We start from the raw sequence: 20202 nt of genomic DNA, 5'->3' as shown, positions 1-20202 counted from the left end.
CAGGTATGGCTTCGGTGATCGTCAGCGGCGCGCGGACCCCGATGGGGCGCCTGCTGGGAAACCTCAAGGACCTACCGGCGACGAAACTCGGCGGCATCGCGATCTCCGCCGCGCTCGAACGGGCGGGAGTCGCACCCGACCAGGTGCAGTACGTGATCATGGGCCAGGTGCTCCAGGCCGGCACCGGGCAGATCCCCGCCCGGCAGGCGGCCGTCGAGGCGGGCATCCCGATGTCCGTACCGGCCCTGACCATCAACAAGGTCTGCCTCTCCGGCCTGGACGCGATCGCCCTGGCCGACCAGCTGATCCGGGCCGGTGAGTTCGACATCGTGGTGGCCGGCGGCATGGAGTCGATGACCAACGCCCCGCACCTGCTGCTCGGCCAGCGCGGTGGCTACAAGTACGGCGACGTGGTGGTCAAGGACCACATGGCGCTCGACGGGCTCACCGACGCCTGGGACTGTTGCTCGATGGGTGAGTCCACCGAGCGGCACGGCCACACCCGGGGCATCACCCGCCGCGAGCAGGACGAGTTCGCAGCTGCCAGCCACCAGCGTGCCGCGGCCGCGCAGAAGAACGGCCACTTCGCCGAGGAGATCACCCCGGTGGTCATCCCGCAGCGCAAGGGTGACCCACTGGTGATCAGCGAGGACGAGGGGATCCGGCCGGACACCACCGCCGAGTCCCTGGCCAAGCTCCGCCCGGCGTTCACCGCCGACGGCACCATCACCGCCGGCAGTTCCTCGCCGATCTCCGACGGGGCCGCCGCGGTGGTGGTCATGAGCAAGGCGAAGGCCAAGGAGCTGGGCCTGGCCTGGCTGGCCGAGGTGGGAGCGCACGGCAACGTCGCCGGCCCGGACAACTCCCTGCACTCGCAGCCGTCCAACGCCATCCAGCACGCGCTGCGCAAGGGTGGTCTGAGCATCTCCGACCTCGACCTGATCGAGATCAACGAGGCGTTCGCCCAGGTCGGCATCCAGTCGACCCGTGACCTCGGGATCAGCCCCGACAAGGTGAACGTCAACGGCGGCGCGATCGCGCTCGGTCACCCGATCGGCATGTCCGGTGCCCGGCTGGTGCTCACCCTCGCGCTGGAGCTGAAGCGGCGTGGCGGTGGCACCGGTGCGGCGGCGCTCTGCGGCGGCGGTGGCCAGGGCGACGCGCTGATCATCCACGTTCCCGACCCCACCGAGACCGATCTGTGAGCGAGTCGAACACCCGCGTCCCGGTGGCGGCCGCCGGCTCGGTGCGCCGCAGTCGGGACGTCCCGATGCTGGTCGAACGGGCTCGCGACGGTGACCCCCGTGCGGTCGCCCGGCTGATCACCCTGGTCGAGTCGGGCGACGAGACGGTCCCGGCCATCGCCGCGGCGCTCGCGCCGTACACCGGGCGGGCCCAGGTGGTCGGCCTGACCGGCTCTCCGGGCGTGGGCAAGTCCACCACCACCAACGAACTGGTCCGGGCCCTGCGCAGCCGGGGCCATCGCGTCGGCGTGCTGGCCATCGACCCGTCGAGCCCGTTCACCGGCGGTGCCATCCTCGGCGACCGGGTGCGGATGCAGGACCATGCCACCGACCCCGGCGTCTACATCCGTTCGATGTCCAGCCGGGGGCACCTCGGTGGGCTGTCGGCGGCGACTCCGCAGGCGGTGCGGGTGCTGGAGGGCGCCGGCTGCGACGTGGTGCTGGTCGAGACCGTCGGCGTCGGGCAGGCGGAGGTCGAGGTGGCCTCGCTGGCCGACACCACGCTGGTGTTGCTCGCACCCGGCATGGGCGACGCGATCCAGGCGGTGAAGGCCGGCATCCTGGAGATCGCCGACGTCTTCGTGGTCAACAAGGCCGACCGGGACGGCGCCGACGCCACCGTGCGGGACATCCAGGGCATGATCGCGCTGGGTGAGCGCGGGCCCGGTCAGTGGCGTCCGCAGGTGGTGCGGGCGATCGCCGCCCGGGGTGAGGGCATCGACGACGTCGCCGCCGCCATCGACAAGCATCGCGCCTGGCTGGTCGAGCACGACGAGTTGCGGCGACGGCGGGAGGCGCGGGCCGCCGCCGAGGTCGAGGCGATCGCGCTCGGTGCGCTGCGCGCCCGGATCGGCTCGCTGCGCGACGGTACGCAGTTGCCGGCGCTCGCCGCCGAGGTGGCGGCCGGTTCGACCGATCCGTACGCGGCGGCCGAGGCGTTGCTCGCTCAGCTGTCCGGGTGACCACGTCCACTGCGGACCGCCGAAGACGGTTAGGCTCGCACCGCCGCGTGGGTTGCGCGGGTGCTGCGAGGGCCGCTGGGGGACGCATGGACCACGAGATGACGCAGGAGCTGGCGATGACGCCCGACGCGGTCGCGGGTGGGCGTACGCATGTCTCGGACGAGGTGGTGGAGAAGATCGCGGTGGCCGCGGCGAAGTCCGTGCCCGGCGTGGTCGAGTTGGGTGGCGACATCGCCCGGTTCTTCAACGCGGTGCTGGACCGGGTCGGGCTCGACCAGGTCGGCGACGCCCGGCGGGGATGCTCGGCGCACGTGACCAACGGTGGTGCCGTGATCAACCTGGTCATCGTGACCGACGCCGGGCATCCGGTGCCCGAGGTGACCACGGCGGTGCGGGTCGAGGTGACCCGGGCGGTCGAGGCGTACGGGCTGCGGGTCGACGAGATCAACATCCGGGTGGACGACGTGGCTATCGGCGGTGACCCCGCCTGAGTTCGCGCAGCTCAGTTACTGGTCGGTACGAACTTCCTTATCGATCGTTCAGGTAAGGGCTCTACACTCGACGTGCAGTCGAGGACTCGAGGAGGAGCCCGGGGATGAACGCCGACGAGATCGCGGCCGGGCGGGCCCGCTGGCAGGCCCGCTACGACGCCGCGCGCAAGCGGGACGCCGACTTCACCACGCTCTCCGGGATGCCCGTCGAGCCGGTCTACGGGCCGCCGGAGGGGGCCGCGTACCCGGGCTTCGAGCGGATCGGCTGGCCCGGGGAGTATCCCTACACGCGGGGCCTCTACCCGACCGGCTACCGGGGGCGGACCTGGACCATCCGTCAGTTCGCCGGGTTCGGTAACGCCCGCCAGACCAACGAGCGCTACAAGATGATCCTGGGCGCGGGCGGTGGCGGGCTCTCGGTCGCCTTCGACATGCCCACGCTGATGGGGCGCGACTCCGACGACCCGCAGTCGCTCGGCGAGGTCGGCCACTGTGGGGTGGCGGTGGACAGCGCCGCCGACATGGAGGTGCTCTTCGACGGCATCGACCTCGCCGGGGTCACCACGAGCATGACCATCTCCGGCCCGGCGGTGCCGGTGTTCTGCATGTACCTGGTGGCCGCCGAGCGGCAGGGCGCCGACCTGTCGAGCCTCGACGGCACGTTGCAGACCGACATCTTCAAGGAGTACATCGCGCAGAAGGAGTGGCTGTTCGACCCGGAGCCGCACCTGCGCCTGATCGGCGACCTGATGGAGTACTGCGCGGCGGAGATCCCGCGCTACAAACCGCTGTCGGTCTCCGGGTACCACATCCGCGAGGCCGGCTCCACCGCCGCGCAGGAACTGGCGTTCACCCTGGCCGACGGCTTCGGCTACGTCGAGCTGGGGCTGTCGCGGGGACTCGACGTCAACGTCTTCGCCCCCGGTCTGAGCTTCTTCTTCGACTCGCACGTCGACTTCTTCGAGGAGATCGCCAAGTTCCGTGCCGCCCGCCGGATCTGGGCCCGCTGGCTGCGCGACGTCTACGGCGCGACCAGTGAGAAGGCGCTCTGGCTGCGGTTCCACACGCAGACCGCCGGTGTGTCGCTGACCGCGCAGCAGCCGGTCAACAACGTTGTACGCACCGCCGTCGAGGCGCTCGCCGCGGTGCTCGGCGGCACCAACTCGCTGCACACCAACGCCCTGGACGAGACCCTCGCGCTGCCCACCGACGAGTCCGCCGAGATCGCCCTGCGTACGCAGCAGGTGCTGATGGAGGAGATCGGGGTGACCAACGTGGCCGACCCGCTGGGCGGCTCGTGGTACGTCGAGGCGCTCACCGACCGGATCGAGGCGGAGGCGGAGGAGATCTTCGCCCGGATCCGGGCGCTCGGTGGCGACGGCCCGCACACCATCGGCCCGATGACCTCCGGCATCCTGCGCGGTATCGAGGACGGCTGGTTCACCGGGCAGATCGCCGAGGCCGCGTTCGCCTACCAGCAGGCGCTGGAGAAGGGCGAGAAGAAGATCGTCGGCGTCAACTGCCACACCGGCACGGTCGCCAAGGAACTGGAGATCCTGCGTATCTCGCACGAGGTGGAGTTGGAGCAGCGCCGGATGCTGGCCGAACGCAAGCGCGGCCGGGACGATGCCCGGGTCCGTGCCGCGGTCGAGGCGATGGTCGCGGTGAGCCGTACCGGGGAGAACATGATCCCGGCGATGCTCGACGCCGTCCGGGCGGAGGCGACGCTCGGCGAGATCTGCGACGCGCTGCGCGCCGAATGGGGCGTTTACCGCGAGCCCGCACGGTTCTGACCTTCGCCCCATCAGGCGGCTGGGCAGGGGTGACAGCGGCAACTGCGCGGGCCGAGGCTGATCGGAGTTCGGGGAACTGCGTGCGAGACTAGATAACCATGAGCGACCCACGGATCACCTCGTCGATCTTTACCCGCGGCGCGGTCGACCTCAGCGCGCTGCGCACCCCTGCCCCCAGTTCCGCCCCGGCGCCGGTCCAGGCCGGCCCGCCCGCCGGCGCACCCGGTGGTGCTGTCGGCGGGGTCACCGTCGTCGACGTGACCGAGGCGACCTTCCAGTCGGAGGTCCTGGAGCGCTCGCTGACAACACCCGTCGTGGTCGACTTCTGGGCCGAGTGGTGTCAGCCCTGCAAGCAGCTCTCCCCGGTGCTGGAACGACTGGCGGTCGAGGGTGGCGGTGCCTGGGTGCTCGCCAAGGTCGACGTGGACGCCAACCCGAGGCTCGCGCAGATGTTCCGGGTCCAGGGCATCCCGATGGTGTACGCGGTGGTCGGCGGGCAGCCGGTTGACGCGTTCTCCGGAGTGGTACCCGAGGCGCAGCTGCGTCAGTGGATCCAGGCCGTGCTCAAGGCGGGCGGGGTGAGCGTGGCCGAGACGGAGGACCCCCGGCTCGGCGAGGCGGACGACGCGCTGATGAGTGGCGACCTGGACGCCGCCGAGCAGGCGTACCGGAAGATCCTCGCCGAGACCCCGACGGACGCCGCCGCCGAGGCCGGGCTGGCCCAGGTGGGGCTGGCCCGCCGGGTGGCCGGCGTCGATCCGCAGGCCGCGCTCACCGACGCGGCGGCCAACCCCGACGATGTCGACGCGCAACTGCTCGCCGCCGACGTCGAGGTGCTCAGCGGTCTGGCTGATCAGGCGTACCAGCGGCTGGTCGGGCTGGTCCGCCGCACCAGCGGAGACGACCGGGAAAAGGTCCGTCAGCACCTGGTCGGCCTGTTCACCATCGCCGGGCCCGAGGATCCCGCAGTCGCCTCGGCCCGCCGGGCCCTGGCCAGCGCCCTTTTCTGACGTACCTGCCACCCCAGCGCGGGCCGGCGTCGCCGGCCCGCCCCTACTCACCAACGAACGGAAGGGGCTTGCGTGAGCGCGAGGAGTGAGCTTGCGAGCCCCGCAGCCGCGAACGAGAGCGGCCCATGATGCGCCGGATCGCCGTCCTCGACGCGCCGAGCAACCTCGGTCTGCGCCCACCCACGCCCACCTCGGTTCCCGGCTGCGCCAAGGCCCCCGGCGCCCTGCGGGACCAGGGCCTGCTGCCCCGGCTACGGGCCCGGGACGCGGGGTGCCTGACCCCGCCGCGCTACGACGCCGGTGACTGGCGACCCGGTGACGGTGTCTGCCACGCGAGGGAGATCGCCGACTACTCCGCGGCGCTGGCCGACCGGATCGGCGCGATCATCGACCGGGGAGAGTTCCCGGTGGTTCTCGGTGGTGACTGCTCGATCCTGCTCGGCTCGGCGCTGGCCATGCACCGGTTGGGGGAGGCGGTCGGCGGCCGGATCGGGCTGGTCTTCGTCGACGGCCATTCCGACTTCCGGCACCCCGGCAACGCCTCGTACGTGGGTGCGGCGGCGGGTGAGGGTCTCGCCCTGGTCACCGGTCGGGGTCAGGCCGACCTCGCGGCCATCGAGGGACGCCGGCCCTATTTTCGGGACGTCGACGTGGTGGTGCTCGGCATCCGGGCGCAGGACGAGTACCGTCTCGACCTCCAGGCCGCCGGGATCATCACCCGACCGGTGCCGGCGTTGCGCGCCGAGGGTGCGGCACGTACCGCCCAGTGGGCGCACGAGCAACTCGCCGACTGCGCCGGCTACTGGGTGCACGTTGACCTGGACGTGCTCGATCCTGCGGTGATGCCGGCGGTCGACGCGCCGGACCCGGGTGGCATCGCCTTCGCCGAGCTGGAGATCCTGCTCGCCGGTCTGGTCGACACCCCGCACTGCCTCGGCGTCGAGCTGACCGTGTTCGACCCCGACTACGACCCGGACGGCGCGTACGCTGCGGAGATCGTCAACACCGTCGTCTCCGGCCTGCGTCCGGTGACCGCTCCCGGCTCGATGCCGCCCCGGTTGCGTCCCGAACCGCCACCGCCCGCCACACCGCCGAGGCAATCGGCTCCGATCGGTCTCGTCTCGGCCGGTGATGCGGCCAGCACTCCCGTGATCGGCCGTCCGGTCGTTGCCGGGCCACCGACGGACACGCCGACGGGACCGGCCGGATCGGCTGGCCAGGAACCCGATGAACCCACCGAGCCGCCAGCGGGAACCGTTGAGGACGACGAGGACGTCCTCTCCCGCTGACGACGTCGCAGGAACCGGCGGGCCGAGCCACCGCGCGACGAGGAAGCCGAGGTCTCAGCGCTCGGCGGTTCGGAAAACGAAGCGAGCCACCCCCCGCTGTACCGCGACCACTTCTTCCGTTGTAAGGCCGAGTAGTCTTGCCGCCAGAGCGAGTTCTGCCGGCAGCGTGGAACGGCTTTCTATCGGGATGTCGGTGTTGAAGCTGACGGGTATGCCCGCGTCAAAGAAGACGCGCACGGGGTGCAGTGCGACCGATGCGACGGCGCCGAGCATCAGGTTGGAGGAGAGGGACACTTCGACCAAGACCTTGTCGTCCCGAAGCCGTTTGAGTAGGGACGGGCTACGGACGGCAGCCAGTGCATGGCCCAGTCGCTGCGCGCCCAACTCGTCAAGGGCCCGCCAGACGCCGTCGAGATCGCCGAATTCGCCGGCGTGCACGGTGACACCGAGCCCGATAGCCTTGGCAGCGGTAAACAGGTCGCGAAAGGCGGTGACGTCGGGGTATCGGCTTTCGTCTCCCGCAAGATCGACACCGACAAACGTAGCGGGAAGGTCGTCCAGGTGGGCGGTGCACTGCTCCAGGAAGTCCCTGGTGCTGTCGCGGTTGACCAATAGGATTCCTCTGATGGCAGGGCTTTCGAGTGGCTGCATCGTGGCGTGTGCGATCTGGAGGAACTCCTCAAGAGACAGACCGTCCACCAGGAACCGACGGGGCGAGAGCCGCAACTCGGCGTAGTCGACGTGTTCGTGCCGCTGCTCGGCGTGGATCTCCCGAATGAACGTACCGAGATCATCCCCTGTAACCGGTACTCGTGTGCGATTCCGCACGTCGTGGGAGGCGAAGAAGGCAGCTGCTGAGTTGCGGTACTGCGGTGCGGTGGGCAGACCAAGTTGTGCCCGCTTGCGTCGCTCAGGTTCCAGATGAAGATGAAGATGGGGCAGCACGTTCAGTCAATTTTCCTTAGCAGCGTCTTTGCCCACCTTTGTAGCGTCTGGCCCGAACTGTCCTCCTCCTCGGTCCACGCTCTAATGATGTCGAAGCCGGCACTGTCCGCGAACGCGCAAAGCTCGGACAATTCGTATAGGAAGAAGTGTCGTATCGTGTCCGATCGCCCTAGTGGCTCGCTGACCATGCCTCGGCCCTCCTTGACGGAGACCTGCATGATTCCGCCTCGCCATAACACCCGGTGGAGTTCGTCCAGGGCCCGCTGTAGGTCTTGTTGGCCGAGATGGAGCAGCACCGCCGAGCACCAGATGGCACCGACGGAGGCGTTGGCGAGAGGGAGGGACCGCATGTCCGCCACAACCCGGTGGAACTTGCTGCTCCACTTCACCTGCCCGAGTAGGGACGCGGAGGCGTCCAGGGCGATCACAGAGCGGCCGGTCCGGGCCATGTGATGAGCGTCCCGTCCAGCTCCCGCACCAGCGTCAAGCACCGGCCCCCCGGTCGCTTTGAGTAGCTCATCGATCTGGCCGGGCAGTGTCGAATTGGTGGCGAACGAGTTGGTGGCAGCCGCGTACCCCACGGCGTTGGCCTCGTAGGCGGCGATCGTCTCGCTAAGGATATCGATCTCCGTAGTGTGCCTCATGTGTGCCTCGTCCCGTCGGAGCTCACTGACAGTGATGCGACAATTCTCGATGTAGGGAAAAGCTGCCCAATCCCACATATCCGACAAGTTCATCAGACGTGCCCAGGCGCGACGCGCGTACTGCGAAACCGGCGGGGGCTCCAAGTTCAGATAGCGCGTCGCGGGCAACCAGGAGCAGAAGTAGTAGTTCTCTTGGCGCGAGGCAGCTGTAGCTAGTGGCTCCAGGTCGTCGATGGCGCTGGAACCTGGCGGCACCAGGCTCTGCGGGTCGGCCGCCAGGGGTAGCGGGAACAGGTGTAGGTGGCAGTGTGTGATACACCCGCCGCCAATTTGGCCAGCCTCCTTGCCGGACGAGCCGTGCTCGACCATCACCACGCGGCAGTCGAACACCCGTTGAATGAGTGCCGCGACCGAGCATGCCGTCCGGTGCAGCAGGTCCCGTTCCTCGGGCAAGAGGTCCCCGCTGCTGGGGACGTGGCGATGCGGTACGACAAGGGCATACCCGGGGACCAGCGAACCGAGCCCCGCCATGACGTCCAGGCCGGCCTCGCGCATGATCAATCGGTGCTGCTGTTGGGTGACCGGTGCCGGTGAGGCGGCAGCGTTACGTCGCACCTCCTGGCATAGCTCGCAGGTGTGCGATCCTGCCACCCTGTTCACCGACCGTCTGCCGGTCTCACCGTTCAGCTTGTCGCGGTCTCGTGCGGGGTGCCAGTTGTCGCGCGGCTCAGGACTGTCAATGGTCACGGCCCGTGCCCTCCGCGTAGCCGACTGCGAGCGCCCCACACCAGTTGAAAGACGAGCAGCAGCGCGGGAAGAATCAGACCCACGAGGAACTCGGTGCGGCCTACGGCGCGGACGAAGTACAGGATGGCCGCGCCGACCGAGTAGCCGACTCCGATCAGCCACAGAGCCAACGCGAGCCGGTGGCGGCGCATCCAGCCCACGACGACGTTGCGCATGAGCAGGGCGCTGGTCAGCTTCTTGGCGCTGGCCTGGGTCTGTATGAGGGCGCAACCGGGATACAGCAACTGGACCTCCCCGGTGCGGCCCGCGAACAGCGCCTCGCGCATTTTGGACAACGCCGACACGAACGGCCAGATCGCCCAGATCGATTCCCTCAGAGGGCTTCGAGGAAGCTCCCACGCCCCGGTCTTTCCCTGGTCTCGCACGATGGCCGAAACTGCGCTGAACAGTTTGGGTTGCAGGGGATCGACCCCCGCCGTCAGCAGCGCAGTGACGGCGACGGGGCCGGCGAAATGAGGAAGGGCGTTCTGGAACACAAGTTGACGGGTTCCGTCGGGATAAGGGACGTCGAACTCCTCCACCGTCGATGACCGTTCCGCATGTTCGCCAGGCACCAAGCGGTCGAGAATCCAGTCAGCAGTCTTGCTGATGGTATTCACGCTGAGCGCGCCTTCGAGCCTGGCGAGGGCGAGCAGTGCGAAGCTCGTATGCAGCAGGGTCGGCGCTGTGCCCGGCAGTGGACCCCAGGCCGGCGCGTCCGGGCTCTGAGCCCCGATCAGCCATTTCTTGGCGTTGTCGATGACCGACGGAGGCCCGCCGCACTCCTGCAGCGCCAGCATGCACAGTGCGGTGTGGAACACCCGGGAAGGCTGACCGGCGTAGGACGCCCAACCGAAGTCGGTGTTCTGGCTGCGTTCGAGGAAGTCCACGCCCTCCCGTAGGGACTCCGAGGCGGCGAGCCGGCCGGTGCCGGGAGGGCTCAGGGCGCGTACGACCCAGGCGGTGGCCTCAATGATTGGAAAGCCGTTGGTGGTCCGAACTGCCCAGCCGCCAGCCCGTTCGGGCGGTTCGACGACTTGATGATCGATTAGATACTTGATGATCTCGTCGACTCGTTCGAATTCCTGTGCAGCGAGCCGGAAGGTGAACAGCCCCACTGCCGAGGCCGTGATGCCCGGCGCGGGATCGTCCAGAAAGTGATACCACCCAGCCGCATTGTTGGATGACCGGAAGTTGACTCGGAGGCAGTCAAGTGCGCGGTCGATGGCACCTGTTATTTCCGAGCCGGAGAGACTGGCTGCTGGCTGTGTCAATTGATCTCCACGCCGAGGGTCGTACGGAATTGCCGACTGTAGGCAGGAGAAGCGAGTGCTGTCGTGGCGAGATGTCACTCCCCGGTTGGTCGCTGGCCAACTCACCGCACGATGGCTTGCTCATGCCCGTTCAGGCACCGTACCGGGCGGTTCGAGTGGAGACCACCCTGCTGTGAAGAGAAGGAGAGGGCATCAAAGTGACGTGGGTGCCCGTTGAAAACGGACACATCTCGGGACTGTCACGTATTGCGCTGCTCGGTCGGAAACTCGACGCAACCGCTGGCTAGCCGATTCTTAGCAGGGCAAGCAATTGGCGTACATCCGACAGACCGATTTTTTCGTGCGCGGAGACCTCGTTTCAGCGGGGGAGAGCACGCAGGAAGCGTTCCGCGATCGGTACCGCGGTACCGCTGCCCGAGCCGCCCTTCTCGACGAAGACCGCGACCGCGATGTCACCCTGCCAGCCGACGAACCAGGCGTGGGTGTTCTTCGGGTTGTCGTCGTACTCGGCGGTGCCGGTCTTGCCGTGCACCGGGCCGCCGGGCACGTCCCGCAGCGCGGTGCCGGTGCCGGCGGTGACCACCTCGCGCATCATTTCCCGGACGGCCGTGACGGCCTCGGGCTTGAGCTGCGGGCCCGGCTCGGCCGCCTGCTCCGGTGCCGGCTCCGACAGCAGCTTTGGCGGGACGAACTGGCCCTTGGCCACCGCGGCGGTCGCTGCGGCCATGGCCAGCGGGCTGACCAGGGTCGTACCCTGACCGATCGCCGCGGCGGCCTGTTCGGTGGCTCCGCCTCCCGCTGACACCTTCCCGGTGAACGCGTCGAGACCCAGGTCCCCCCACTCGCCCTCCAGGCCCAGTGCGCGTCCGGCGGCAGCGAGCCCGTCGGCGCCGAGCTGGGGCGCGAGCGCGGCGAAGGCCGTGTTGCAGGACTTCGCGAAGTCGGTCCGGAACGGTACGTCGCCGAGGGAGAAGTCGTTGGCGTTCTTGAAGGAGCGTCCGTCCACGGTGAACGTCTTCGGGCAGGCGACGATGCTGTCGGGCGTCACCGCGCCCTGCTCGACCAGCCCGTACGCGCTGACCATCTTGAACGTGGAGCCGGGGGGCACCTGCGCGGTGAAGGCGAGGTTCTCCCCGGCCGCGCCGGGGCCGTTGGCGGCGGCGAGCACGGCACCGTCGGTGATCCGTACGGCGACCAGGGCGGAGCGCCGACGTTCCCCGCGCAGCGCCCGGTCGGCGGCGTTCTGAGTGTCCACGTCGAGTGTGGTGCGCACCGGCTGGCCGGTCTGTGCCTCACGCTGGAACACCTCGGTGCCGGTCGGCTCCAGCGTGCCGTTCGGCCCGGGACGCTTGATGATGACGCTCAACCCCGGTACGCCCCGCAGCCGCTCGTCCCAGCGGCCCTGCAACCCACCGTGACCGACGAGGTCGCCGGCTGAGTAGCGGTCGGGATGCTTGGCGAGGTCCTCGGCGTACGCGGGGTCGACGGTGCCGAGCACGGCGCGGGCGAACTCGCGGGTGGGTGCGAGGTCCAGCTTGTCGGTCGGGAACTTGGTCCCCGGCAGGCCGTGGATCCGTGACTTGATCTGCCGGTACGCCTCGTCGCGCAGGGTGACCACCTCGACGAAGGCGTCTGGTTTCGCCTCCTTCAGGCGGTTGGGGAGGTCCGACAGGTCGACTGGCGGGGTGATGGCCGGACGGATGGCGCGGAAGGCGGCGTCCAACTCGCGGATCATGGCCTTGACGTCGGTCACCTCGTTGGGCTGCAGACCGACCCGGACCACGTCCCGTGGCGTCACGATCGGCTCGCCGGCGCCGTCGAGCACGGCGGCCCGGGTTGCCCGGTCCCGCCGCAGCCCCAGCCGGTCGCCCCGGGTGAGCTGTTCCTGGACGATCTGCGGCTCCCAGATCACCTGCCACTGGTCGTCGCGGCCCTGGGTGAGTCGCACCGGCCGGTCGTACGTCCAATTCGTCCCACCCGGCAGCGTCCACTCCGCGCGGACGGTGGCGGTGGCGGTGTTCTGGACCACCTCGGGATCGCCCTGTCGGGTCAGCGTGAGCGGGGCGTCGACGAGTTCGCCGGAGAGCTCGCGGATCTCCCGGACGACGTCCGCGGCGGGAACCTTCGCGCCGGTCGGGTCGACGAAGCCGACCGCGTTCAGGTCACCCTTGCGCCACCCCTCCAGGAAGGCATCGACGGTGCGCTGCGGGCCGTCCTCGCCGGAGCAGGCGACCAGGCTGGCCGCGCCGACCAGGCAGGTGACGGTGACGGTCAGGAGCGACCGGATGCGGCGGTGCCGGGGTGGGACGTACATCTGCGCTTCCTTCTGGTCGGCTGCTCCGCACGCTAGTACGCCGAGGCGCGGGCCACTGCCCCGGGCGGACGGGGCCAGGCGAAAGACGCTCTGGTAACTGTGTGATGAACAACTTCAGGCGGGGTACTCCGAACCCGGCCGAACCTCGTACCGCAACGGGTGAAAGGACGACGTCGAAGATCCGGATGGCCGGCCGGTGGTCCGCCGACGGCGAAACCGGGCGGTCGGCCTAGGCTTGGCGGCAGAGTGACCCACAGCGCTGTGGGTCGAGGGGAGTGGCACCGATGGACCGGCGTCCGGCGATCAACCCGGAACCCGACATCCGGCTGGCTGAGACCGGCCGGGACGACAGTTTCGACACGGCGACCGACGGGGACGGTTTCGGTCGGCTAGACACAGGTGCGACCGGGATGACCGGTTCCAGCATCGACACCCTCTACGATCTCGGGCTGCCGCCGGAGGCGCTCGCCGAATCGGAGGACGGCGAACTCGACGAGCCGGTGCCGAACGCCGAGCGGCTGGTGGCCCAGGCGGTGGCGCTGGCCGGCGACGACCACGACGCGGCGACCCTGGTGAGCCGGTTCTGGCGGTTCGCGCCCGACGAGGAGCTGATCGGGTTCACCGCCGAGGAGATGCTCGACGCCGCCCGCGAGCACCGGGAACTGGCCCGGCAGCGGGTGCCGGGTGAGTTGAAGCTGCGGATCCACTCACCCGACGCGGAGCAGCACCACAGCGTCATCGAGATCGTCACCGACGACATGCCGTTCCTGGTCGATTCGGTGACCGCCCTGCTCAACACCCACCATCTCGACGTCCACCTGCTGGTGCACCCGCTGGTGGTGGTGCGCCGGGAGCCGCTGGGACGGCTGGTCGAGGTCGCCGCCGACGTGGAGCCGGACGACGCGATCTCCGGCGACCTGGTCGAGAGTTGGATGCACATCGAGATCGACCCGGTCCGCGACCCGGAGGAGCGGGAGAAGCTGCGGCGCGAGTTGCAGCGGGTGTTGACCGACGTACGGGAGGCGGTCGAGGACTGGCCGAAGATGCGCCAGCGCGCCCTCAGCCTCGCCGACGAGTTGGCCGCCGCCCGGACCAGTGACAACCGGCCACCGGTGCCGGAGAAGGACATCACCGACTCGGTCGAGTTGTTGCGCTGGCTCGCGCACGACCACTTCACCTTCCTCGGCTACCGGGAGTACCGGCTGGTACCGAACTCCGCCGACGGCGGGTCGGCGCTGGAGGCGGTGCTCGGCACCGGGCTGGGCATCCTGCGTCAGGACTCGCCGGAGGCGCGGGCGCTGTCCTCGATGACGCCCGAGGCGCACGAGAAGGTCACCGAGAAGCGTCTGCTGATCATCACCAAGGCGAACTCGCGGGCCACCGTGCACCGCTCGGCGTACCTCGACTACATCGGCTTCAAGATCTTCGACGAGAACGGTGAGGTGGTGGGCGAGCGGCGTTTCCTGGGCCTGTTCTCCACCGCCGCGTACCGGACCAGCGTGCAGGAGCTGCCGGTGGTCCGGCGCAAGGTCGCCGAGGTGCTGGACCGCTCCGGACTGAGCCTGCGCAGCCACTCCGGCAAGGATCTGATGCAGATCCTGGAGACGTACCCGCGCGACGAGCTGTTCCAGATCAAGACCGACGACCTGTACCACGCGGTCATCGGGGTGCTGCGGATGGCCGGTCGCCGACAGCTGCGGGTCTTCCTGCGGCGCGACGCGTACGGGCGGTTCATCTCCTGCCTGATCTACCTGCCCCGGGACCGCTTCACCACCCAGAACCGGTTGCGCATGCAGGACATCCTGCTGCGGGAGCTGAACGGCGTCGGGGTGGACTACACCACCCGGGTGACCGAGTCGATGCTGGCCCGGGTGCACTTCATCGTGCGTACCGACCCGACGAATCCGCCCGGGGACATCGACGCCGACCTGTTGGCCGAGGAGCTGGCCGACGCCACCCGGTTGTGGGACGACGACTACCGGCTGGTGCTGGAACGCAAGCTCGGCGACGAGCAGGCCAAGCACCTGTTCAGCCGGTACGCCGACGCGTTCCCGGAGGGCTACAAGGACGGGCACACGCCGTACGAGGCGATGAAGGACCTGGCCAAGCTGGAGCTGCTGGAGGAGCCCGGCCAGCTGGAGATGCACCTGTTCCGTAAGCAGGCGGCACCGCGCGCCGGCGGTCGGGGCCCGAACGTCGACGAGTTGCTCGACGTCCGGTTCAAGGTGTACCGCTACGGCGAGCCGATGATGCTCTCGGCGGTGCTGCCGGTGCTGCACTCGCTCGGCGTGAAGGTCGTCGACGAGCACCCGTACGAGGTGGAACGGGTCGACGGCCGGATCTGGTTGTACGACTTCGGGCTGCAACTGCCCGAGGGGCACCAGGAGCTGGCCGAGGTACGCCCGCACGTGGAGAACGCCTTCGCGGCGGCGTGGCGGGGCGAGGCCGAGGTGGACCGCTTCAACGAGCTGGTGCTGCGCGCCGGGCTGACCTGGCGTCAGGTGGTGGTGCTGCGCGCGTACGCGAAGTACCTGCGCCAGACCGGCACGGTGTTCTCGCAGGACTACATGGAGTCGACGTTCATCGCGTATCCGCACCTGGCCACGCTGCTGGTGCAGCTGTTCGAGGCGCGGTTCGAGCCGGGCCCGCGTACCGCCGCGCAGCGCGAGCAGCACGGCGCGGAGTTGGTCGCCGAGATCAACGCCGGGCTCGACGACGTGGCCAGCCTCGACCAGGACCGGATCCTGCGGTCGTACCTCTCGCTGATCCAGGCCACCCTGCGGACCAGCTTCTATCAGAAGCCGGTGGGTGGGCGGCCCAAGCCGTACGTGGCGTTCAAGCTGGATCCGCAGGCGATACCGGAGCTGCCCGCGCCCCGGCCCAAGTACGAGATCTTCGTGTACTCGCCCCGGTTCGAGGGTGTGCACCTGCGGTTCGGGCCGGTGGCCCGGGGTGGCCTGCGCTGGTCGGACCGGCGTGAGGACTTCCGGACCGAGGTGCTCGGCCTGGTCAAGGCGCAGATGGTGAAGAACGCCGTGATCGTGCCGGTGGGCGCCAAGGGCGGCTTCGTGCTCAAGCAGAAGCCGGGCGACCGCGACGAGGCGGTGGCCTGCTACAAGGAGTTCGTCGGCGCGCTGCTCGACGTCACCGACAACATCGTGGCCGGCGAGATCGTGCCACCGGAGGACGTGGTCCGGCACGACGGCGACGACCCGTACATGGTGGTGGCGGCGGACAAGGGCACCGCGACCTTCTCCGACACCGCCAACGAGATCTCAACGGCGCACGATTTCTGGCTGGGTGACGCCTTCGCCTCCGGTGGTTCGGCCGGTTACGACCACAAGAAGATGGGCATCACCGCCCGGGGCGCGTGGGAGTCGGTCAAGCGGCACTTCCGCGAGCTGGGGCATGACACCCAGAGCCAGGACTTCACCGTGGTCGGGGTCGGCGACATGTCCGGTGACGTGTTCGGTAACGGCATGCTGCTCTCGCAGCACATCCGGTTGATGGCCGCCTTCGACCATCGGCACATCTTCCTCGACCCGGATCCGGACGCGGCAGCCTCGTACGCCGAGCGGAAGCGGCTGTTCGGGTTGGCCCGGTCCACCTGGGAGGACTACAACGCCGAGTTGATCTCCGAAGGTGGTGGGGTCTTCCCGCGTACGGCGAAGTCGGTGCCGATCTCGCCGCAGGTGCGTACCGTGCTCGGGCTCGACGACGACGTCGAGCAGCTGAGCCCGCAGGAGCTGATGAAGGCGATCCTCACCGCGCCGGTCGACCTGTTCTGGAACGGTGGCATCGGCACCTACGTCAAGTCGTCCAGCGAGACCAACGCCCAGGTGGGTGACAAGTCCAACGACGCGATCCGGGTGGATGGCCGCAACCTGCGCTGCCGGGTGGTCGGTGAGGGCGGCAACCTGGGCTTCACCCAGCACGGCCGGATCGAGTACGCCCAGGCGGGCGGCCGGATCTACACCGACTTCATCGACAACGCGGCCGGGGTGAACTGCTCCGACCACGAGGTGAACATCAAGATCCTGCTGAACACCGCGGTCGCCGACGGCGAGCTGACCCTGCCCGAGCGGGACGAGTTGCTCGCCCAGATGACCGACGAGGTCGCCGCCCTGGTGCTGCGGGACAACTACGACCAGGCGCGGGCGATCAACAACTCCCAGGCCCAGGCGACCTCGCTGCTGCCGGTGCACCGCCGCATGATCACCGCGCTGGAGCGCGCGGGTGTGCTGAACCGGTCGCTGGAGGCGTTGCCGACGGACGAGGAACTGGCGGTCCGTACCGAGACCGGGTTGACCGCGCCGGAGTTCGCCGTCGTGCTGGCGTACGTGAAGATCGCCCTGGAGAAGGAGATCCTCGCGGACCGGCTGCCGGACGAGGAGTGGACCGGCGAGGTGCTGGTCAACTACTTCCCGACGCCGATGCGGGAGCGGTTCGCCGACCGGATGGACCGGCACCGGCTGCGCCGCGACATCGTGACCACCGAGCTGGTCAACGAGGCGATCAACCGGGGCGGGATCTCGTTCGTCTTCCGGGTGGTCGAGGAGACGGGCGCGACGGCGGCGGACGTGATCCGGGCGTACGTGGTGGTGCGGGAGGTCTTCGGCCTGCGGCGGTTGTGGGACGAGGTCGAGGCGCTGGACAACCGGATCGATCCGGAGTTGCAGACCAACGTCTACCTCGACACCCGACGGCTGCTCGACCGGGCGGTGCGGTGGCTGGTGACCAACCGCCGCTCGCCGATCGACGTGCCGTCGGAGATCGCCCGGCTGCGCGACGGCATCACCCGGCTGCTGCCCAAGATGGAGACGCTTTTCTACGGCAGCGAGCGTGAGTCGATCGCCGCGCACATCGACTCCCTGACCGAGCGTGGTGTGCCGCGCGAGTTGGCCGAGCTCAGCACGCGCCTGATGTACAGCTTCGGCCTGCTGGACGTGGTGGAGACCGCCGCCGGCACCGGGCGGGACGTCGACGAGGTCGCCTCGGTCTACTTCGTGCTCTCGGACCGGTTCCGGGTGGACTCGCTGCTGTCGAAGATCTCCCTGTTGCCACGGGAGGACCGGTGGCAGACCCTGGCCCGGATGGCGCTGCGGTACGACCTGTATGCCGCGCTCGCCGCCCTCACCGCGGAGGTGCTCGAATCGACGTCGGCTGACCTTTCGCCGCAGGAGCGGGTCCAGCAGTGGGAGCAGTCGAACGCCACCTCGATCCACCGTGCCGAGCGGGCGATGGGTGAGTTCGACGAGTCCCGGGCGGACCTGGCGGCCCTGTCGGTCCTCCTGCGCCAGATCCGCACCCTCGTCCGTACCTCCGCCGCCACCTGATCCCCGCCGCCACCCTGACCCCCGCCACCCAACCGGGTCAGGGGGTCAGGGTGGCGAAGGCGATCACGTTGTCGGGGTAGTTGCCGGTCGCCTCGTCGAACTGGCCGCCGCAGGTGACGACCCGCAGTCCCGGTCGGTCGGTGGGGCCGTAGACCTGCTCGGTGGGAAAGGAGTTCTTCGGGTACGACGCGACCGAGTCCACCCGGAAGGTCGCCGTGCGGCCGTCGGCCCGTTCGACGGTGATGGTGTCGCCGGGCTGCACGGCACCCAGGGAGAAGAAGACGGCAGGTCCGATCGCGGCGGAGTCGACGTGCCCGACGATGACCGCGTTGCCCGACTCGCCCGGGCTCGGTCCGGGCTCGTACCAGCCGGCGAGCATCGCCTGGTCGAGCGGAGGTACCTGGACGGTGCCGTCCGGGTTGGTGCCGAGCGCCATGATGCTGGCCCGCACACCGATCCGGGGGATGTTGATGATCGTGGGGGTCGCGCGGGGTAGGCCCGTCGGTGCCCGCGTCGCCGGGTCGAGGTCGGCCTCGGTGAACGGGCTGTCCGGGGTCGGGTCGGTGGTGCCCGCCAGCGGCTGCGGCGGGCGTGCGGGCTCGGTGGTCTTGAGGGAGGCGCCGATCAGACCGGAGCCCAGCATGGCGAGCAGGACGACGACGGCGGTACCGACGGCGCGCCACGGTCTCCCGTGACGGCCGTCGGCCCGTCTCGTCGTCGCGTCAGGCCGTGAAGTCACTGGTCCGACGACGGCGCATCAGCACGAGGCCACCCAGTGCGGCGGCGCCGACCAGGCTCGCCCCGGCCGTGGCCAGGCCCCGGTCGGCGCCGGTGGCGATGCCACCGTCACCGCCGTCGACCCCACCGCGCGGCAGGACGACCAGTTCGCCCGTGCCGCAGGAGCCCTCCAGCTCGTACGTGCCGGGCTTGGCGTCCCGGGCCACCCGGGCTTCGCCGTAGTAGACGAAGTCCTTCTTGTGCTCCCAGCTGTCGGCTTCGTCGGCGGCCTGGTCGCGCTTGCCCGACCAGCCGTGCTCGCCGGACTCACCCGACCAGTCACGCTCACCCGACTCACCCGACCAGTCGCGTCCGCCGGACTCGCCGGACCAGTCGCGCTCGCCGGACCAGTCGTGTCCGCTGGACTCGCCCGACCAGTCGCGTTCACCGGACCAGTCGCGTTCGGCGGAGTCCGAGCCGTTCTCGTGCCGACCCGACCAGCCGCTTCCGGACTCCTCGCCCTTGCCGTCCTCGCGCTTCCAGTCCTTCTTGTCGCGGCCACCCTCGGCGTCCTGGCCGTGCTCCTCGCCCTTCCAGTCGTCGCGGGCGTCAGCGGCACCGCCACCCCAACCGCTGCCGGACTCGGCTTCGCCCGGCTGTGAACGCTCGTGGCCCGACCAGCCTTCGCTGTCCGCGCCGCGTTCGCCGTTCCCCCAGCCGTGGTCGCCCCGCGAGTCGCGGCCCTGGGCCGGCGTGAGCTTGACCTTCCCGGTGACCTTGGACCAGACGAAGGGCTGTTCCTGCGGCTCGCCGCAGATCTGCACGAGCTTGACCTCTTCGCCGGCCTTGACGGCGTGCGGCTTGGCGAAGACCTTGCCGTCGTCCGTGTCTGACTGGCCGTCGGCGTACGCGACCCCCGGCGCGAACACCAGCAGGGAGGCGCTGCCGAGGGCAGCACCCGCAACAACCTTCCCCAGCATGTTCTTAGCCATGACCTGTGTCACTCCATCCCTGTTGTCCTGCGGCCGGCAACAACCGAGCCAGAACCGACGTTAGACCGTTTCATGACTTATGCAGGGAAAGATTCGTGTTCTGGCATTAGTTCGGTATGCCGGGTTCTGTGGGGCTGCTCGACCGGAAAGGGCGCCCCGTCCGCCTGTCGGGTGGCACGCGCGGCTCGGAGCCGCGAAAGTGGTGGGGGATTTGTCCCGGTAGGGTTTCGAAAATATCGAACCATTGCCATGGAAGCGCTCCCATGCAAGAATCGCTGCACGCGGTGAGCCGAGCCACACCGCGTAGGCAGGTGTCGAGGGCATCCGGTTCGCCGGACGACCACCTAGCCGCCGACCGGTGAGACCGGTCGTCGCACCACCACCAACGCCCGTCCGGGTCGGGCG

13 protein-coding genes are annotated in these 20202 nt (G+C 69.3%); 7 read left to right on the top strand and 6 right to left on the bottom strand.

Annotated elements, in window-relative coordinates; genetic code table 11:
• The first annotated feature begins 5 nt into the window (after positions 1-5).
• From FF096_RS21230 to FF096_RS21205, 6 genes are all read left to right on the top strand, one after another.
• Complete coding sequence (locus FF096_RS21230) at positions 6-1205, top strand: acetyl-CoA C-acetyltransferase (RefSeq protein ID WP_155221194.1); 1200 nt, start codon at positions 6-8, stop codon at positions 1203-1205.
• Positions 1206-1270: 65 nt separating this feature from the next.
• Positions 1271-2206: a methylmalonyl Co-A mutase-associated GTPase MeaB gene (gene meaB, locus FF096_RS21225; RefSeq protein WP_155221258.1), complete on the top strand. Its 936-nt coding sequence runs from the start codon at positions 1271-1273 to the stop codon at positions 2204-2206.
• 98 nt (positions 2207-2304) lie between these two features.
• A complete protein-coding gene (locus tag FF096_RS21220) occupies positions 2305-2697 on the top strand; it encodes an Asp23/Gls24 family envelope stress response protein (RefSeq protein WP_230462819.1) in 393 nt (130 codons plus the stop codon).
• A 104-nt stretch (positions 2698-2801) separates the two neighbouring features.
• Positions 2802-4490 carry a methylmalonyl-CoA mutase gene (locus tag FF096_RS21215; protein WP_155221190.1) on the top strand — a complete coding sequence of 563 codons (1689 nt, stop codon included), beginning with the start codon at positions 2802-2804 and terminating at the stop codon, positions 4488-4490.
• A gap of 98 nt (positions 4491-4588) precedes the next feature.
• Positions 4589-5500 (top strand): tetratricopeptide repeat protein, encoded by a 912-nt coding sequence (locus FF096_RS21210; RefSeq protein WP_155221188.1) that lies wholly within the window; start codon positions 4589-4591, stop codon positions 5498-5500.
• 125 nt (positions 5501-5625) lie between these two features.
• Positions 5626-6789 (top strand): arginase family protein, encoded by a 1164-nt coding sequence (locus FF096_RS21205; RefSeq protein WP_155221187.1) that lies wholly within the window; start codon positions 5626-5628, stop codon positions 6787-6789.
• Between the two features lie 54 nt (positions 6790-6843).
• Here FF096_RS21205 and FF096_RS21200 read toward each other — a convergent pair whose 3' ends face one another.
• From FF096_RS21200 to FF096_RS21185, 4 genes are all read right to left on the bottom strand, one after another.
• Complete coding sequence (locus FF096_RS21200) at positions 6844-7734, bottom strand: hypothetical protein (protein WP_155221185.1); 891 nt, start codon at positions 7732-7734, stop codon at positions 6844-6846.
• Positions 7735-7736: 2 nt separating this feature from the next.
• Entirely contained in the window at positions 7737-9125 is a 1389-nt protein-coding gene (locus tag FF096_RS27345) for a methyltransferase domain-containing protein (RefSeq protein ID WP_155221183.1), read from the bottom strand.
• The gene (locus FF096_RS21190; RefSeq protein ID WP_155221181.1) at positions 9122-10438 is read right to left on the bottom strand and encodes a prenyltransferase/squalene oxidase repeat-containing protein; all 1317 of its coding nucleotides are present in this window, start codon (positions 10436-10438) and stop codon (positions 9122-9124) included. The genes FF096_RS27345 and FF096_RS21190 overlap by 4 nt, the downstream gene beginning before the upstream one ends.
• 358 nt (positions 10439-10796) lie before the next feature.
• A complete protein-coding gene (locus FF096_RS21185) occupies positions 10797-12752 on the bottom strand; it encodes a penicillin-binding transpeptidase domain-containing protein (RefSeq protein WP_155221179.1) in 1956 nt (651 codons plus the stop codon).
• A 284-nt stretch (positions 12753-13036) separates the two neighbouring features.
• On the opposite strand from FF096_RS21185, the gene FF096_RS21180 reads away from it, so the two are divergent.
• Complete coding sequence (locus FF096_RS21180) at positions 13037-18088, top strand: NAD-glutamate dehydrogenase (protein WP_155221177.1); 5052 nt, start codon at positions 13037-13039, stop codon at positions 18086-18088.
• A gap of 37 nt (positions 18089-18125) precedes the next feature.
• Here FF096_RS21180 and FF096_RS21175 read toward each other — a convergent pair whose 3' ends face one another.
• Together FF096_RS21175 and FF096_RS21170 are read right to left on the bottom strand one after the other, a co-directional pair.
• The gene (locus tag FF096_RS21175) at positions 18126-18731 is read right to left on the bottom strand and encodes a class F sortase (protein WP_155221175.1); all 606 of its coding nucleotides are present in this window, start codon (positions 18729-18731) and stop codon (positions 18126-18128) included.
• Positions 18732-18810: 79 nt separating this feature from the next.
• A complete protein-coding gene (locus FF096_RS21170) occupies positions 18811-19797 on the bottom strand; it encodes a hypothetical protein (protein WP_155221173.1) in 987 nt (328 codons plus the stop codon).
• Positions 19798-20202 lie beyond the last annotated feature (405 nt).

The sequence above is a fragment of the Micromonospora sp. CP22 genome (genome assembly GCF_009712475.1).
Taxonomy (GTDB): domain Bacteria; phylum Actinomycetota; class Actinomycetes; order Mycobacteriales; family Micromonosporaceae; genus Micromonospora.
The sequence above is the reverse complement of the archived record's forward strand: the minus strand, read 5'-3'. Positions and strand labels throughout refer to the sequence as shown.